The following is a 16,478-nucleotide window of genomic DNA, read 5'->3' as shown; positions in this document are numbered from 1 at the left end:
TTTTAAACTATTGAATTTAAAGTGTTCAAACGAGGAGAAAAAATAAAATGGCAATTAGTTTAAATAAAGGTGGAAATTTATCCCTAAGTAAAACAGATCCTAATTTAGTTAGAGTTTTAATTGGATTAGGTTGGGATGAACGTGCAACTGATGGTGCTGCGTTTGATTTAGATGCGAGTGCATTTTTACTCACAGCTAGTGGTAAGGTTCGTGGTGACCATGATTTTATTTTCTATAATCAGCTTAAATCACAAGATGGTGCAGTAGAACATACAGGTGATAATCGTTCTGGACAGGGCGATGGTGATGATGAGACCTTACTGGTAAATCTTTCAAAAGTTGCACCTGAAGTTGAAAAAATAGCAATTACCGTAACGATTCATGATGCGAAAGCAAGAGGTCAAAATTTTGGTCAGATTGCAAATGCATTCATACGAGTAGTAAATCAGGATACAAATGTAGAAGTTGTTCGTTTTGACTTGGCTGAAGATTATTCAACAGAAACCGCAATGGTATTTGGAGAAGTCTATCGTCATAACGGTGAGTGGAAATTTAAAGCGGTAGGTCAAGGTTACTCTGGTGGGCTGGCTGCAATGTGTCAGCAATATGGTATTCAGGTTGGCTAAAATTATCATTTCAATAAATAAATGATGAATACCATTAAATTTTTATAAAAGGTAAAAAATGAAACATTTTCGTTTCTCAATTTTTTTTAGCATGATCTGTTTAGGATTGGCAGCGTGGTGGGGCTTTACTCATGGGCCAAATGCAGGGTTTTCAATGATGCTTAAAGCGTTATTGATTACTGGTGTATTGGCCGTTATGGAAGTCTCCTTATCTTTTGATAATGCGGTTGTAAATGCTTCAGTATTACGGAACTGGGATGAATTCTGGAAAAAGATTTTTCTTACAGTAGGGATTCTGGTTGCTGTATTTGGTATGCGTTTAATTTTCCCTTTATTAATTGTTGGCGTAACTGCAGACATGGGAATGATTGAAGTTGCTAAGTTAGCATTAAATGATCCTAAAGCATATTCCGAGAAACTGTTAGCTCACCATGCTGAGATTTCAGCTTTTGGTGGCATGTTCTTGCTTTTGGTATTTTTGAACTTCTTATTTGATGATGGCAAAGATACACATTGGTTCCACTGGCTGGAGGCACACCTATCTAATCTAGCTAACATCCCTGCAATGTCTGTATTTGTATCGCTCATTGCTCTACTTGTTATGGCGGCATTTGTACCTTTAGAACAAAAGTTAATCGTGATTGTGGCAGGTATTTGGGGCATTGTAGTTTACATCGGTGTTCAAGTAATTGGTCACTTACTGGAAAGTAGTGATGATGAAACAAGTGAAGAACAAGCATCAGGGAAGTCTACTAATCTGGTTAAAGCAGGTATTGGTGGTTTCCTTTATCTTGAAGTTTTAGATGCTTCATTCAGTTTTGATGGGGTTATTGGTGCATTCGCGATCACGAATGATGTCGTCATTATTATGCTTGGCTTAGCAATAGGTGCAATGTTTGTTCGTTCAATGACTATTTATTTGGTTGAACAAGGTACGCTAGAAGCCTTTATTTATTTAGAACATGGTGCACATTATGCCATAGGTGCGTTGGCAGCAATTATGTTGTACACAGGGACAGGTGGACATGTTCCTGAGGTTGTAACAGGTTTGATTGGTATAGCATTTATTGCATGGGCGGTGTTGTCGTCAATTGCTTATAGTAAAAATCAAATACAAACTTCATAACAATTTTTTGAAAAGACCATTTATATGGCTTTTATCAAACAAATGAAACAAATAATCAGTCAAAATTTATAAGGAGTAACTCATATGGCGATTAGCTTAACTAAAGGCGGTAACGTTAGTTTAACAAAAGAAGCACCTGGTATTACTAAAACAACCGTAGGTCTAGGTTGGAACCCACGTGTGACTGATGGTGCTGCTTTTGATCTTGATGCAATTGCTTTTTTAGTCAATGAAAATGGTAGAGTTCGTGCGGATCATGATTTTATATTTTTCAATAATTTAAAGTCTTCTGATGGTTCTGTTGTTCATAATGGTGATAACCGTACAGGAGAAGGTGCAGGTGATGATGAAACATTAAGCGTGGACTTAAGTAAGGTTCCTGCTGATGTAGCAAAAGTAATCTTCGCTGTCACAATTTATGAGGGACAGGCTCGTAGTCAGAATTTTGGCCAAGTTGCTAATGCGTATATTCGTGTAAGTAACGATGCGGGCGGTAGCGAAATTGCACGCTATGATTTATCTGAAGACAGTAGCACGGAAACGGCTATGATCTTCGGTGAACTTTACAAACATGGCAGTGAATGGAAATTCCGTGCAATTGGTCAAGGTTTTGCTGGTGGTTTAGGACCTTTAGCTGCATCTTATGGCGTTGCGGTTTAAGTTTGAAATTACATCAAGGCGACATATTTTGTCGCTTTGATGGCGAAAATTCTATACTTTATATAAAACAATTACGATTTTTTGAATTAAAATGATGAGTTGGGGAAAATCACATGGGTGCAAATCCAGTCAATCTTTATCTTAATCCTCGTAAAAAAGGGGAATGTTTTTCTTTGCCTTCTGAAGTGGCAACAATAAAAGCAGAATTTTATCAATTTGAATGTGATATTACAGATAAATTTGAAAACAGTTTTGATATTTGGGAAAATTGGGAACTTGATGCACAAAGATTTTTTTATAATAAATACTCTGATTATCGTTTTTATGTCAAGATGACATGTGATTATATCACTGAATATCATAAATTTTGTTGGGGGCAAACCACTTCTAATGCAGTTGAATTTAATCAGACTCTAACTAGAGGACGAATTCATCTTTTTGCAGGGAATTGGAAGCTATTTAAACAGCATACAATACAAGAATTATTAAATCATCCTGAAATTACACATCTGAATTTGGGCAAACATTCCCTAGCATTACAAAAATTCTGTATTCAAGATTTATTTAGAGAAGACGAAGATTATTTAGCTGCTAACTTAATGTATGTTGGGGTAGATGGTGATTCTGTAGGGAGTTATCAAAAAATATTGATTCAAGGAACAAAAAAGACAGATAAAAATACTTTAAAAGTAAGATGTTTGATTGATCGTGAAGTCGAGCAGATTTTAGCGGGATTTGAATATGCAATGACTCAGGAAAAATATCAAAAATTATTAAAAGCAACTAAGAAAAATGTTAAAGAACTAGATGAATTGTATCAGCACGTTTTAGCCTTTTTAAAAAATGCTCAAAAACAAGGGCAAGATATTCTTTATGTGCCAACTTCAACTAAATTAGATTTAGATAACTTAAAAAGTATCTAAGCACTTATGTTGTTTTGTTTCTAAATATGAAACAAAACAACATATAAAGAAATTTGAGGTAAAAGGATGCTGAATTTAATTCGCGGACAAAAAATAAAATTAACTGATCTCTTACAGGGGCAATCCTCTTTTTATATTCAGGTTCAATATCACGCGGATTTTGATCTAGATATTGCTACTTTTGGACTTGATTCACAGTATCGTTTAAGTGATGAACGATACATGACATTTTATAATCAACCTGAAACACCATGTCAGGCTGTATGTTTGTTAGAAAATCATAATAAATCTAATGAATTTAGAGTTGACCTTCAAAAGATTCCATTATCCATAAATCATCTGGTTTTAACTGCTGCAATTGACGGTTCTGCCATCATGTCTAAGGTGCAGAAAATAACTGTCAAAATAATGAATTTACAAAATCAGCCTATTGCTGAATTAGAACTAAATCATCATTTATTTGATCAGGAACGTGCCACAATGTTAGTTGAAATCTACCGTAAAGATGGATTTTGGCGACTGGCTGCAATTGGACAAGGTTTTAATGAAGGCTTAGCTGCATTAATTCGCCATTTTGGTGGCGAAGTCGCAGATGAAGACGTTGTACAGAAAGAGTCTACAGTGCAACAGTCGAGTGTTGAGCTAAAGAAAAAACTGTCACTGGAAAAAGCACAGAAAACAGGTAACGCTTCAATTATTGATCTAACTAAAAAATCTCTGGTTCAGTTAGAAAAAAAGAATTTGCTTGGTGTAATGGCAAGAGTTGCACTGGTGCTTGATGCTTCAGGATCAATGGATTGGCAATATCGCCGTGGGGATGTGCAAAAGGTGGTTGATCGTTTGATGCCATTGGCAATCCATTTTGATGATAACGGAAGTTTTGAATGCTGGGCATTCGCTGCAAAAACGATACAACTAGATGATGTTGTTTTAACGAATGTTAATAATTTTATTAATACAACTCATCAAGGCTGGAAAAATTGGTCGGTTGGAGCACGGTACAATGAAGAAATTCCAGCAATTGAAGCTGTAATTAATTATTTTCAGAAGTTTAATGATCAAATTCCAACTTATGTTTTGTTTATTTCCGACGGTGGGGTTGGAAGTCGTCGGCAAATGAAAAAAATATTATCTCAAGCGGCTACGCTTCCAATTTTTTGGCAATTTGTAGGAATTGGAGGCCGTGATTACGGTGCACTTGAAAAGCTGGATGACATGTCTGGTCGTATTGTTGATAACTGCAATTTCTTCAATTTAGACCGAATTGATAGTGTGTCGGATGAGCACTTATATGAATTGTTATTGCAAGAATTTCCTCATTGGTTAAATGCTGCTAAGCATCATCGAATTGTTAGAGATTAATAAAGGTTAATAAAATGGCACACTTTAGTTTAGTGGGTTCACCCGAACCATTCTTACATGTTGCAATGCGTCGAGGGGATCGAATTTATTGTGAAAGTAATGCAATGGTTATGATGGAAGATGCTCTGGAGTTAAAGGGAAGATTACAAGGTGGCTTAATGCAATCCTTATTCCGCCGATTTGCTAATGATGAATCTTTATTCCAGCAACATATCGAAGCTGTACGTGGAGATGGGGACTGCTTATTGTCTGCTTCACTAGATGGTGATATGCAGATTCTTGATGTTGGTGCGACTCAATATATTTTAAGTGATGGTGCATTTGTTGCCGCACACGACTCAGTCGATATCAAAGCAAGATTAAATACTAGTCTTGGAGGAGCTGTCTTTGGCAATACTGGTGGTTTCCTTGTTATGGAAACCAGTGGGCAAGGTCAAGTTGTGGTTTCTGGTTGTGGAACCTTGTTTGAACTAGAAGTAGAGCCGAATAAAGAGGTTGTTATTGATAACGGGCACGTTGTCTGCTGGGATTCGCGTTTAAATTATCATTTATCTGTTTCAACTTCACAGAATAGCGGTTTTCTTGGCAACTTGGTGAATAGTGTAACTAGTGGTGAAGGCATGGTATTGCGTTTTTCTGGTGCTGGTAAAGTCGTCATTTGCTCAAGAAACCGGAACAATTTTTTACAGTGGTTGATGTCTAAATTGAACCGTCAACAGTCTCATTAAAAAATAAAAGTAATCATTTTTATAGTCCTCATTGGAAGATCCATAATATGGCAATTAATTTAGAAAAAGGTCAGAAAATCAATTTGCAAAAAGCAGATGGTAGTAGCCTTCAACAAGTTTTCTTGGGCGTTGGCTGGGATGTAGTAAAAAGTAAAGGTTTTTTTGGTTTTGGTGGCGGCGGTAATATTGACCTTGATGCTTCAGTCATTTTATTTGATGAAAATAAAAAAATGCTTGATGTTGTCTATTTTGGGCAATTACAAAGTAAAGATGGGAGTATTCGTCATTCTGGAGACAATTTAACAGGCGCTGGAAGTGGTGATGATGAAGTGATTCGTGTCAACCTTAATCAAATTCCAGCGCAAGTAAAATCTTTGGTGTTTACTGTTAATAGCTTCCGCGGTCAAACTTTTGAGAAAGTGGAAAATGCATTCTGTCGTTTGGTTGATCAATCAAACAACCATGAAATTGCAAGTTATAAACTTTCCTCGCAAGGGGCGCATACAGGCCTGATTATTGCAAAAATTTATCGTCATAATGATGCATGGAAAATGCATGCAATTGGTGAAAATGTACATGGACGTACCTTTCAAGATATCGTTCCTTACGTTTTACCTCATATTTAATTTTGTATTTGACTCAGTAGCTTTTCCACCATTGTTCAAAGCAATGGTGGATTATAGAAAGATGATTTTTAACAAGTTAGGTTATGGCTGAGCCAGCTGCTTTTTTTTGTAAGAAAGCATCAATCACGCTAAACAAAATACAAAACACAACGAGTCCCACACCAGCAAGGCATGTCATGCTCCACCCACCATGATTCCATGCAAAAATTCCTAATGCTGAACCAGCTGCGCCACCAATAAAGTAAGTGGTCATATAAATAGCATTAATACGAGATTTGGCATCTGGGCGTAGACGGAAAATAATGCTTTGGTTACTGGTGTGAACGAGCGCAAGTGCTAATTGAATTAAAGCAAATCCAATAACATAAGTGGAAAGTAAAGTTTGTCCGAAATAGAAACAAACCCAACTGACTAAGAACAGCCCACAACCCATCCAAGTAAGTAATTTTGTATAGCCTTGGTCGGCATATTTACCAATATAACGCGTGGATAGTGCACCAAAAATACCAACTAGAGGAACGAGTCCGATAAATAGATCTGGCAAATGGTGTGCAGAGGTGAGTAGTAGTGCGATAGTGGAATACAGAATACTGACTGCTGCAAATGCGAAGGCACCAGTAAGCGCTCTTAATAATAGTCGCTTCTCTTGCTTTAAAAGCTGAGCCATAGAAACAAAGATTTGCCCATAGTTCATTTTCATACGCAATACATAAGGCAGGCGACTTTTTAAAGTAAATGCCAATAGCAGCATTAATATACCGCTTACTACATAAACGACTTTCCAATGAAAAAGATTGGAAAATAAGCCAGCTAGACTGGTCGAGAGTAGAATCCCGACCAATAAGCCGCTCATTAAAAAGCCAATAATCTCACCCGTTTTTTCAGGTTTGACCGTCATAGTTGCAAGTGGGATAAGAACTTGGGCAGCAACAGAAAACAAGCCTGCCAAAATTGTACCGATCCAGAGCATACGTAAGTTAACAGCAAACGCAGAAGTAAATAAGCCAACTGCGCAAAGCACCATTAAAAATGGAATAGCCTTAGCTTTATTGACGATGTCACCCATCGGAACAATAAAGAGTAGACCGAGGGCATAAGACACTTGAGCAAATGTTACTGTTAAAGCAGCTTGCGCTTGAGTTACTGCAAACTCTTGCTGAATAGAGTGAATTAGTGGTTGACAGTAATAATTCACACCTGCACATAAGCCACATGCTGCTGCCATCAACCAAAGCAAAGGTTTATTTTGACTGATATCTTCAGGGGTAGACATGATGTTCTCTCAGTTTTATTAAGTATATGCCGTTGCTTCAACTTCAATAAGCATGCGTTCTAATGCAAGGCGTGGCACAGGAATGAGCGTGCAGGCTGGAAAAGGATGATTTTTCCATAGATTTTGCATGATTTTAATTAAAATTTGGTGTTTTTCATCCGAGTGGTCAACAATTAAAACTCTTAAAACCGCAATATCAGAAATTTTTGCATCTGCCGCAGTTAAAGCATGTTGAATGTTATGAAAAACTTGAGTGGCTTGTTCTTGAAAATTTGAGCTCAGCTCACCTTTTGAATCTTCACCACCTTGACCCGCAACATGAATAATGTTGTTAAGATTTTGGACTACGGCAACATGACTGTAAGCATTCGGTCTTGGATTATATAAAGTAGAGGGATTTATGATTTTAAAAGTTTCTTTATTCATTGGAACTCAACCGTTCAGTAAAATTTAGATGAGTATCCAACCTCAACTTAAGTTGAGGTCAAGCAGATTTAGTGTTTTAGTCTTTTTTTTCTAAGTGTAATCATCATGACACCTACAATATTGAGTAGGCAGCCGACCCATTGCCACACATTAAGATGTTCATTTAAGAAAAGAACGGCAAGTAAAATTGTTAAAACCGGTCCAATCGATGCGATCATTGCAGATTGTGATGCGCCCAGACGTTCAATGCTTTGTATGAGCATAACGGTGGGTAATACGGTGACTAAAAAGCCTAAGCCGACCCCATACCAAATGACGCTTGAGGGAAGTTGTAATATAAGTTGAATAGGGTGAGGTGTACTCAAAGCGTAATGCGTTAATGCACCAATACAGGCGACAGTGAGCGCTAAGCCTGTGAAATTCCAAGAACCAAATTTTTTAATTAGTGGTGGAGTTAGCAGTAAATAACCTGCAAAAGCTACAGCGCTTGCAAATACAAAACTTGTTCCTAACCAAAAGTTGCCCTGAATTGGTGCATTGTTATGCTCTTGAAGCATCACCAATACGGTTCCACCATAACTAAGAAAAATGGCGAATAAACTTTTTACATCTAATTTTTGTTTATAGAGCAGGCTTGATGCGATCACGGTAAGTGTTGGATATAAAAATAAGATAATCCGCTCTAAAGAGGCGCTAATAAACATGAGACCCATGAAATCGAGCCAACTAGCGAAGTAGTAGCCTAATAGACCAGCAAAAATTAAAATTAGCCAATCCTTCTTTTTTATGCCCTGATTATGATGCCTATTGAACCAACAAATGAGTAGAAAGAACGGTAAGGCGCTTAACATGCGTAAAGCCATCAGGACTGTACCGTCTACTAATGGAGAAAGGGCATAAGTCTGTTTAATAAAGATTGCTTTTGTGCTGAATAGAAAAGCAGAACAAAGCGCAAAAAAAGACCCAATTTGAAACGAAGATAAAGAAATTTTCATATACAGGACTGTATAAGAGAGACTATTGTCTGTAAAAAAAAGAAAAATCTTCCTATATTACACTCCAAGTCAAATATCGTGAATCATCAGTTCAAAATATGGGTATTTATTAAATAAATAGTGGGTGGTATTTTCAAAAAGTTCTATTAGAATCCAAATTCTGTACAAAGAATACACATGGGGGAAACATTGCGGGTTGCAATGTTTTTGACAATGAGAAATTAGCTTGAGGAACGCTCATGCAGATCGGAATCCCAACCGAAACTGTCGTCGGTGAAAATCGTGTAGCTGCTACGCCAGAGACAGTAAAGAAGTTGATTAGCGCTGGTCATAGCGTTGTGATTGAACGTGGTGCTGGTGTAAAGGCTGCGTATATTGACAGTGCTTATGAACAGGTCGGTGCAACCATTACGGATGATGCCTATACGGGTAGTCAAATTATTTTGAAAGTTCGTGCGCCACAAGGCGGGGAAATTCAAAAACTTGCAGCAAATACAGCTGTTGTAGCAATGTTTGATCCTTATCGTAATACCGAGCTAGATCAATTTGCCAATCAGCAAGTATCTGCTTTTGCTCTGGAATTGCTTCCTCGTACGCTTTCTCGTGCACAAAACATGGATGTGTTGTCTTCTCAGGCAAACTTGGCTGGTTATAAGTCAGTTTTACTTGCTGCTGCCGAATATCAACGCATGTTCCCAATGCTTATGACTGCTGCTGGTACTGTGAAACCTGCACGTGTTGTGATTATGGGAGTTGGGGTTGCAGGTCTTCAGGCGATTGCTACTGCAAAACGTTTGGGTGCAGTTGTTGAAGCAACAGACTTACGTCCTACAGCCAAAGATCAAGTTGAATCTTTAGGCGGTAAATGGTTAGACGTACCAATGTCTGAAGAAGAGCAACAACGTGCGGCAGATGCAGCAAAAAATGGTTATGGCTGGATGCCGGGTGAGCAATACATTAAAGACCAAGCTGCGATTGTAGATAAAGCTGTTTCTAATGCCGATATCGTGATTACAACCGCATTGTTGCCAGGTCGTGATGCGCCGCGTCTGATCAAAGCTGAAACTGTTGCCAAGATGAAACCAGGTTCTGTCGTTTTAGATATGGCAGTTGAAACTGGCGGTAATGTTGAAGGTTCTAAAGTTGGCGAGACTGTTTTTACAGAAAATGGTGTGAAAATTTTGGGTGTTCCAAATATTCCAGCAACTGTAGCAACAGAAGCTTCTGCTTTATATGCACGTAACGTTTTTAATTTCGTAGAAACTTTATTCGACAAAGAGAAAAACTTTGCGATTAATCAAGAAGACGAAATCCAAAAAGCCCTATTGGTCACTCATGGCGGTCAAGTGCTGCTTAAGCGTGGTTAAGGAGATTTCTCATGGTTGAAACTATTACAATTTTCGTCCTTGCCATCTTCGTAGGTTATTACGTTGTTTGGGGTGTTACACCAGCTTTGCATACGCCACTTATGGCAGTAACTAATGCATTGTCATCAATTATTGTTGTTGGTGCGATGTTGCAAACAGTAGGTCTACCTGTTTTAGGTGTAGATGCGAATGTTGCATTTCAAAGTGTGAATGTGGTGAGTGTACTCGGTGCAATTGCAGTATTTTTAGCAAGCATTAATATTTTCGGTGGCTTCGCAGTAACTGCGCGCATGCTGGAAATGTTCAAGCCTAAGCAAAAGAAATAAGAGGGCTTTGACATGGAATTTATTCAAGCAAATGCAAACTGGTTGTACCTTGTAGGCGCAATCCTCTTTATCTTGACGCTTCGTGGCTTGTCTGGCCCTAAAACAGCAATTCAAGGTAACCGTTACGGTATGATCGCAATGGCGATTGCTGTTATAACGACCTTCTTTGTTGCCAACAACCCAGTCATCTGGATGATCGTTGGGGCAATGGTGTTAGGCGCAATCGTGGGTATTGCACGTGCACGTACAGTGCCGATGACACAAATGCCTGAAACTGTTGCGCTTATGCATTCATTGGTGGGTTTAGCTGCTGTCCTTATTGCAATAGCTGCAATTTTACATAACAACCAATTAACTGCACTGTTTGCTCAAAATGAGGCGGCTTTGACTGCAGCTGGCGTACAACATGCACACATGAGCAAGGTTCATCTATTTGAATTGTTTGTGGGTTGTTTCGTTGGTGCGATTACCTTTACTGCATCTGTGTTCGCATATGGTAAATTGGCTGCGAAAAAATGGGCTAAAACAATTTCTGGTGCATGGGTTAAACCTGTTCAAGCACTTATCTTTATTGCGATGTTGGCTTGCGGTTTCTACTTCTTCACAACTGGCAACATGACTGCTTTCTGGGCAATGACAGCACTTGCACTTGCATTTGGCTGGGTATGGATTGCACCGGTAGGTGGTGGTGACATGCCAGTGGTTGTATCGCTTCTTAACTCGTTCTCTGGTTGGGCAGCAGCAGGTATTGGTTTTACCCTTGAAAACAACATGTTGATTGTTGCGGGTTCGCTTGTAGGTTCATCTGGTGCGATTCTGTCTTACATCATGTGTAAAGCAATGAACCGTTCAATCATCAACGTATTGTTTGGTGGTGCAATGGGTGGTGCAGCAGTTTCTACAGCTGCTAAAGGTGAACAAGTTCAACGTAACTACCGTTCAGGTTCTGCTGATGATGCTGGCTTCTTAATGTCAAATGCAGACAGCGTTGTAATTGTACCGGGTTATGGTATGGCGCAAGGTCGTGCACAAAATGCTGTGAAAGAGTTGTGTGAAATTCTAAAAGAGCAAGGTGTTCGCGTTCGTTTCGCAATTCATCCAGTTGCAGGCCGTATGCCTGGTCATATGAACGTATTGCTTGCTGAGGCAGACGTAGCATATGAAGACATCTTGGAAATGGATGAGATTAACTCGGATTTCCCTGCAACAGACGTAGTGCTTGTCATTGGTGCAAACGACGTTGTAAACCCAGCTGCAAAAGATGATCCTAGCTCGCCGATTTATGGTATGCCGATTCTTGAAGCGCATAAAGCACGTACAATCATGGTGATTAAGCGTTCTATGGCAACAGGTTATGCAGGTCTTGATAATGACTTGTTCTATAACGAAAAAACAATGATGATCTTTGGTGATGCTAAGAAAGTTGTTGAAGATATGACTAAATCAATTAATGGTACAGGTCACTAAACTGGCCTAATCAGGATTTTAAAAGCCACCCTAGGGTGGCTTTTTTTATTAAAGGTATTGTAGTGCTGTGACGTTGAATCTATCAACGAATAAAATGAATTGATTTTGGTGACTAGAGGCAAGATTGGCGCTATTTGAAAAAATGAAAATATCTTATAGACTAAAAATACTGATAATAATGCACTCATGCATATCTTTAAATTATGATTGAAGTCACAGTTCAAGAAGTACATGAAGACTATCCAATAAAAAAGATTATATTAAATGATTTAGATGTTGGTATGGGGCGATCTATTTGGGTATCTTCCAAAATTACCTGTTTAGATAAAGATAATAATTTTATCTATGAAGAAATAACCATAATTAATCGTTTAAATCGTATAGGTATAATTGAAATCTATGCAGGAGAAAATTATAAACTAGTTGCCTATCAAGAAATTTTAAATGATAGAACAAAGAATATGTCTAGAGTAGATCATTATATTTTCATGGATGATAAATTCATACTGATGGCGAGTTGTATAACTGACTTTAATGAGGATTTATTAGGATCTAGAACCAATCACTTCGATAGAAATGGGAATTTATATTCTTATGAAATAAGTAATTATGAACTACATCATTCTCAAGAATATGATAAGAATGGTAGGGAGTTGGGTTTCTGGAATCTGCATTTTATGGAGCATGAAGATATTTATAGAACTACAGCTAGTGTAACTCTTGAGTTAGAACAAGGTGTAATTGAAAAATATAGAATTAATGATTAAAACTCTAAATTAATTAATGGTACAGGTCACTAAATTACTTTGAAATAAAAAACCACCTTCGGGTGGTTTTTTTGCTTTTTAGGATTTAAAGAAACTTTTCGACCAGATCCATTGATTGTTGGTAGAGATCACGTGCCAGTTGCTGGTTTTTGGCATGTGACGATTTCCAGTCAGGCATATGTGCGCTGACATATTCGCCATTACGGTTTTGCCAAGCATCTCCAGTTGCCATTTCTGTAATAAGTTTTGCAGGAACTGAGGTTGGCACTAAGCCTATTTTCATGGCTGCATAAATTGGTTTTGGTAAATCGCGATAAATATCGGAGGCAACACCGCCAGGGTGTAATGCATTATTAGTAATTGAACTTCCAGCTAACTGTTCTGCTAATGCATTGCTGAAGAGTAAGTTTGCGAGCTTAGATTGTCCATAATAGAACAAGGGGTTGTAAAAACCTTCTGCACGAAATTTATTGGGTTTAATTGAGCCAACCCAGTGAGCAATAGATGCAAGATGAACAATACGTGCTTGAGGAGATTGTTGTAAAACTGGGAGTAACTTTTGAGTAAGTAAGAAATGACCTAAATAATTAACGCCAAATTGTTGCTCAAAACCATCTGTTGTGAGCTGTTTTGTTTTTGCAAATAACCCAGCATTATTAATAAGTACATCAAGATTGCCATATTTATCTGCAATTTCATCTGCAGCTTTCTTGGTTAACTCAAGACTGTTTAAGTCGAGAGAAACGATATCGACTTGCCCTTGGTTAAGTGAGCGCAGTTTGTTTTGTGCTTCTTGAGCTTTTTGAGGATTTCGACACGCCAAAATGACATGTTGTCCTTGTTTTACAAGTTGTTCTGCTGTGGCAAAGCCAATTCCTGTGTTGGCGCCCGTAATGAGTATTTTCACTTTTTAGTGCTCCAGTTATGCTATTTATTGATGAGACTTTAAGAATGGTTATAGTGCTGTAATTTTGACAATTTGTCATGTCAAATTTGAAAATGGCTGATGACTGACAGCTTTGGGACTTTCACTTAATCTCTATAATCAAAAAATGGAGGTATTTATTTTTATTTAATGTGATGTAGAGGTTATATTGGCTATTTTTTACTTTAACTGGATGCTAAGAATGATAATATTTGATTGATATATAGTAATTATTTAAGGAATTTAAGTGGTTAAAAAAATAATATTCTTTTTAATCTCATTTATCAGTTTTTTCTTTTCATCGGTAACTTTGGCAGAGCCTCTTGAGGAAGCAAGTGAAAAATATGCAAATTGTTTGATGGGACAAGTTGGGCCTCAAATAAAAATGAACAAAGATGAAAATGATATTGTTGAAGATGCTTTCTATAAATGTAGACAAGAGGAAAAGGAATGGATGGGGGTAACTGATATAAAAAAATTGGCGGGTGATGATTATAAAAATATAAGTGAGGAGCAACTCAAGCTAATTTCTGAGCTACAAAGTGATATTGTAAAGAAAATGAAGATAAATATGACTGAGGAAATGCTTAAAGTTATTCGAGAAGAAAGAAAAGTTAGTACACAATAAACTGTAGGTGGTAATGAAAAATAGCACCTTTAACAACTAAAAAAGCGGCTCAAAAGAGCCGCTTTTTTTAAAAGCAAAAATTTTATGCGACTGACTCTGGGGCAGTACGCCATAAGCTTTCTAAATCATAGAATTTGCGGGCTGTCGGTAGCATCACGTGTACTACAACAAAGCCAAGATCAATTAAGATCCATTCGGCATCTCGTTCGCCTTCAACGCCAATCGGGCGGAAACCAGCTTTTCGAGCTTCTTCTGCAACATTATCAGCAAGTGCTTTGACGTGACGAGTAGAAGTACCACTCGCAATAACAATAGCATCAGCAACGTTGCTAATAGTGCTAACATCTAACTGTAGAATATCTTTTGCTTTTACATCAACTAAAGCGTCATGGACGACTTTGAGACAAGCTTGTACGTCTTTATTTGAGGTGTTCATTGCGAAATCGTGAGAATTAGACACGCTGGGCGATGGTTCTAAATTCATATAGGGTATATTTTCCTGACAATTACTCACTATCTAATATAGTGGTTTTCACTCAGAATTTCAAACGAAACTAGTAACAGTTTATATATTTACATCATCGGAAAAATATTTGTTTTTCCATGTAAATGACTGATTTGACCCGTTTTTAGGTTTGTATTCTGCCGCAATGTAGCCCATATAAGCACTTTGTTTGATCCAAGAAAATATTTGTTCGTAAGGAATCTGGGCTGTATCGGGTTCATGGCGTCCTGGACAATCTGCGAACTGAATGTGACCAATTTGGTGAATATTTTCTTGTAACCCTTCAAGTACATCTTCACCCATCATCGCCATGTGGTAACAGTCATATTGCATTTTTAAAGCAGGGTGATTGACTGCTTCTAGCATTTCTTGAGCTTGAGCAATGTTCTGTACTAAAAAACGTGGCATATCTGTGCCATTAATCATCTCAAATACAGGTTCAATATCATGTTCTGTGAGTAAGTCACAGGCCAGCTTTAAGTTGCTTGCAAGAGTTTTAAGGCAAGGAAGTAAATCTGAATCTTGAGGTTGCTTACCTGCCAAAATATTGACACGTGGTACTTTTAAAGCGGTGGCATAACGAATAGCTAATTCTAATGCTTCACGAAATGCTTTTTCTTGGCCTGGTACACCTGCCAAACCATTTCCACCTTGCATAAGGTCGCCAGCAGGAACATTAATTAAGCATAAACTGAGGTTATAGCGTTCAAGTTGGTCTTGAATATCGGAAATGGTAAGTTCATATGGGAATTGGATTTCTACGTGTTCAAAGCCCTCTGCATGGGCTAATGCAAAGCGTTCAATTAAAGAAACTTCGGTAAAAATCATTGATAAGTTAACGGCAAGACGACCCATATGCAAACTCCGTTTATTATTGCTCTACTACTTGAATCATAGTAGCTAAATCTTTCTCAGCAAAGCCATTTTTTTGGTGAGTTTGTAGCTGTAATAGAGCTTTTTGTGCAACAGGGATGTCTAAATTAACATTCTTAGCTAATGTTACCGCGTTGTTAAGATCTTTAGATAATGTTTGAACTTTCCACTGAATAGGCTCGAATGTATGAGTTGCCATGCGTGGCGCAAGTATTTGAAAAGGTTTTGAGTCGGCAAATCCACCAGCTAGCGCGGGAGCGAGTAATGTCGTGTCTACACCTGCGCGGTCTGCTAGTGCTACAGCTTCAGCGATAAGAGCGCTATTTGCTGCCACAATGAGTTGATTGCAAATTTTAGTGGCTTGGCCGGTACCAGTATCCCCCATTCGTGTTACACGTTGGGAAAGTACATTATAAACAGGGCTTAAAGCTTCAATAGTTTGAGCATCTCCACCTGCAAAAATGACAAGTGTACCTTGTTCAGCACCAGCTGTACCGCCCGAGACAGGAGAGTCAATCCATGTCACGTGTTGTGAAGCAGTAGCTTGAGCGAGTGCTTTTGTTGCAGCAACAGACAGACTTGAGAAGTCCACAATAACTTGACCAGCTTTTAAGTGAGGTTGAATTTGTTCAAATACAGCTTGCACAGCTTTATCGTCAGCTAAACAAGTTAAAACTACAGGGTATTGTCCGATGTTTGAAAGATCGAGAGCGTGTGCGCCGATATCGATAAGTTCTTCACAAGCAGATGCTGTTCTGTTCCAGACAGCAACTTGAAAACCTGCTTGAATAAGACGGCTAGCCATACGGCCTCCCATAAGCCCTATGCCTAAAAAGGCAATCGGTGTATTACGATCAAAATTCATCTTCAAAGCT

At 38.1% G+C, this 16,478-nt stretch carries 19 protein-coding genes; 12 read left to right on the top strand and 7 right to left on the bottom strand.

Annotated elements, in window-relative coordinates; translation table 11 throughout:
* Nucleotides 1–47: 47 nt before the first annotated feature.
* The 7 genes from ACLCEG_RS12260 to ACLCEG_RS12230 all read left to right on the top strand — a co-directional run bounded on the left by ACLCEG_RS12260 (nt 48) and on the right by ACLCEG_RS12230 (nt 6,051).
* Nucleotides 48–626 carry a TerD family protein gene (locus tag ACLCEG_RS12260; RefSeq protein ID WP_174739711.1) on the top strand — a complete coding sequence of 193 codons (579 nt, stop codon included), beginning with the start codon at nt 48–50 and terminating at the stop codon, nt 624–626.
* A gap of 58 nt (nt 627–684) precedes the next feature.
* Nucleotides 685–1,752, top strand: a complete 1,068-nt coding sequence (locus tag ACLCEG_RS12255) for a DUF475 domain-containing protein (protein ID WP_410567716.1) — start codon at nt 685–687, stop codon at nt 1,750–1,752.
* Nucleotides 1,753–1,836: 84 nt separating this feature from the next.
* Entirely contained in the window at nt 1,837–2,412 is a 576-nt protein-coding gene (locus tag ACLCEG_RS12250; RefSeq protein ID WP_100191991.1) for a TerD family protein, read from the top strand.
* Between the two features lie 113 nt (nt 2,413–2,525).
* Nucleotides 2,526–3,335, top strand: coding sequence for a hypothetical protein (locus tag ACLCEG_RS12245; RefSeq protein WP_347913987.1), 810 nt, complete (start codon nt 2,526–2,528; stop codon nt 3,333–3,335).
* A gap of 66 nt (nt 3,336–3,401) precedes the next feature.
* A complete protein-coding gene (locus ACLCEG_RS12240; RefSeq protein ID WP_410567713.1) occupies nt 3,402–4,697 on the top strand; it encodes a VWA domain-containing protein in 1,296 nt (431 codons plus the stop codon).
* 14 nt (nt 4,698–4,711) lie between these two features.
* Nucleotides 4,712–5,425, top strand: a complete 714-nt coding sequence (locus ACLCEG_RS12235; RefSeq protein ID WP_410567711.1) for a TIGR00266 family protein — start codon at nt 4,712–4,714, stop codon at nt 5,423–5,425.
* A 47-nt stretch (nt 5,426–5,472) separates the two neighbouring features.
* Nucleotides 5,473–6,051, top strand: coding sequence for a TerD family protein (locus ACLCEG_RS12230; protein WP_151761241.1), 579 nt, complete (start codon nt 5,473–5,475; stop codon nt 6,049–6,051).
* A 76-nt stretch (nt 6,052–6,127) separates the two neighbouring features.
* Here the strand turns inward: ACLCEG_RS12230 and ACLCEG_RS12225 are convergent, their stop codons facing one another.
* The 3 genes from ACLCEG_RS12225 to ACLCEG_RS12215 all read right to left on the bottom strand — a co-directional run bounded on the left by ACLCEG_RS12225 (nt 6,128) and on the right by ACLCEG_RS12215 (nt 8,745).
* The gene (locus tag ACLCEG_RS12225) at nt 6,128–7,324 is read right to left on the bottom strand and encodes an MFS transporter (RefSeq protein WP_410567708.1); all 1,197 of its coding nucleotides are present in this window, start codon (nt 7,322–7,324) and stop codon (nt 6,128–6,130) included.
* Nucleotides 7,325–7,342: 18 nt separating this feature from the next.
* A complete protein-coding gene (locus tag ACLCEG_RS12220; RefSeq protein ID WP_240287888.1) occupies nt 7,343–7,750 on the bottom strand; it encodes a RidA family protein in 408 nt (135 codons plus the stop codon).
* Nucleotides 7,751–7,818: 68 nt separating this feature from the next.
* Nucleotides 7,819–8,745: a DMT family transporter gene (locus tag ACLCEG_RS12215; RefSeq protein WP_240287890.1), complete on the bottom strand. Its 927-nt coding sequence runs from the start codon at nt 8,743–8,745 to the stop codon at nt 7,819–7,821.
* Nucleotides 8,746–8,984: 239 nt separating this feature from the next.
* Here ACLCEG_RS12215 and ACLCEG_RS12210 point away from each other — a divergent pair, with 239 nt between their 5' ends.
* From ACLCEG_RS12210 to ACLCEG_RS12195, 4 genes are all read left to right on the top strand, one after another.
* Nucleotides 8,985–10,112: a Re/Si-specific NAD(P)(+) transhydrogenase subunit alpha gene (locus tag ACLCEG_RS12210; RefSeq protein ID WP_410567705.1), complete on the top strand. Its 1,128-nt coding sequence runs from the start codon at nt 8,985–8,987 to the stop codon at nt 10,110–10,112.
* 11 nt (nt 10,113–10,123) lie between these two features.
* Entirely contained in the window at nt 10,124–10,438 is a 315-nt protein-coding gene (locus ACLCEG_RS12205; RefSeq protein ID WP_000230434.1) for a proton-translocating transhydrogenase family protein, read from the top strand.
* A 12-nt stretch (nt 10,439–10,450) separates the two neighbouring features.
* Complete coding sequence (locus ACLCEG_RS12200; RefSeq protein WP_004698634.1) at nt 10,451–11,905, top strand: NAD(P)(+) transhydrogenase (Re/Si-specific) subunit beta; 1,455 nt, start codon at nt 10,451–10,453, stop codon at nt 11,903–11,905.
* A 203-nt stretch (nt 11,906–12,108) separates the two neighbouring features.
* Nucleotides 12,109–12,672, top strand: a complete 564-nt coding sequence (locus tag ACLCEG_RS12195; protein ID WP_410567703.1) for a hypothetical protein — start codon at nt 12,109–12,111, stop codon at nt 12,670–12,672.
* Nucleotides 12,673–12,757: 85 nt separating this feature from the next.
* Here ACLCEG_RS12195 and ACLCEG_RS12190 read toward each other — a convergent pair whose 3' ends face one another.
* Entirely contained in the window at nt 12,758–13,579 is an 822-nt protein-coding gene (locus tag ACLCEG_RS12190) for an SDR family NAD(P)-dependent oxidoreductase (RefSeq protein ID WP_410567701.1), read from the bottom strand.
* A 265-nt stretch (nt 13,580–13,844) separates the two neighbouring features.
* On the opposite strand from ACLCEG_RS12190, the gene ACLCEG_RS12185 reads away from it, so the two are divergent.
* A complete protein-coding gene (locus tag ACLCEG_RS12185) occupies nt 13,845–14,225 on the top strand; it encodes a hypothetical protein (protein ID WP_200027460.1) in 381 nt (126 codons plus the stop codon).
* 82 nt (nt 14,226–14,307) lie between these two features.
* Here ACLCEG_RS12185 and rsfS read toward each other — a convergent pair whose 3' ends face one another.
* The 3 genes from rsfS to ACLCEG_RS12170 all read right to left on the bottom strand — a co-directional run bounded on the left by rsfS (nt 14,308) and on the right by ACLCEG_RS12170 (nt 16,468).
* The gene (gene rsfS, locus ACLCEG_RS12180; RefSeq protein ID WP_019458118.1) at nt 14,308–14,709 is read right to left on the bottom strand and encodes a ribosome silencing factor; all 402 of its coding nucleotides are present in this window, start codon (nt 14,707–14,709) and stop codon (nt 14,308–14,310) included.
* 81 nt (nt 14,710–14,790) lie between these two features.
* A complete protein-coding gene (locus ACLCEG_RS12175; protein WP_019458119.1) occupies nt 14,791–15,585 on the bottom strand; it encodes a hydroxypyruvate isomerase family protein in 795 nt (264 codons plus the stop codon).
* Nucleotides 15,586–15,601: 16 nt separating this feature from the next.
* Nucleotides 15,602–16,468: an NAD(P)-dependent oxidoreductase gene (locus ACLCEG_RS12170; RefSeq protein WP_410567699.1), complete on the bottom strand. Its 867-nt coding sequence runs from the start codon at nt 16,466–16,468 to the stop codon at nt 15,602–15,604.
* Nucleotides 16,469–16,478: the final 10 nt, after the last annotated feature.

The organism is Acinetobacter sp. H1(2024), from assembly GCF_046557555.1.
Lineage (GTDB): Bacteria > Pseudomonadota > Gammaproteobacteria > Pseudomonadales > Moraxellaceae > Acinetobacter > Acinetobacter seifertii.
The sequence above is the reverse complement of the archived record's forward strand: the minus strand, read 5'-3'. Positions and strand labels throughout refer to the sequence as shown.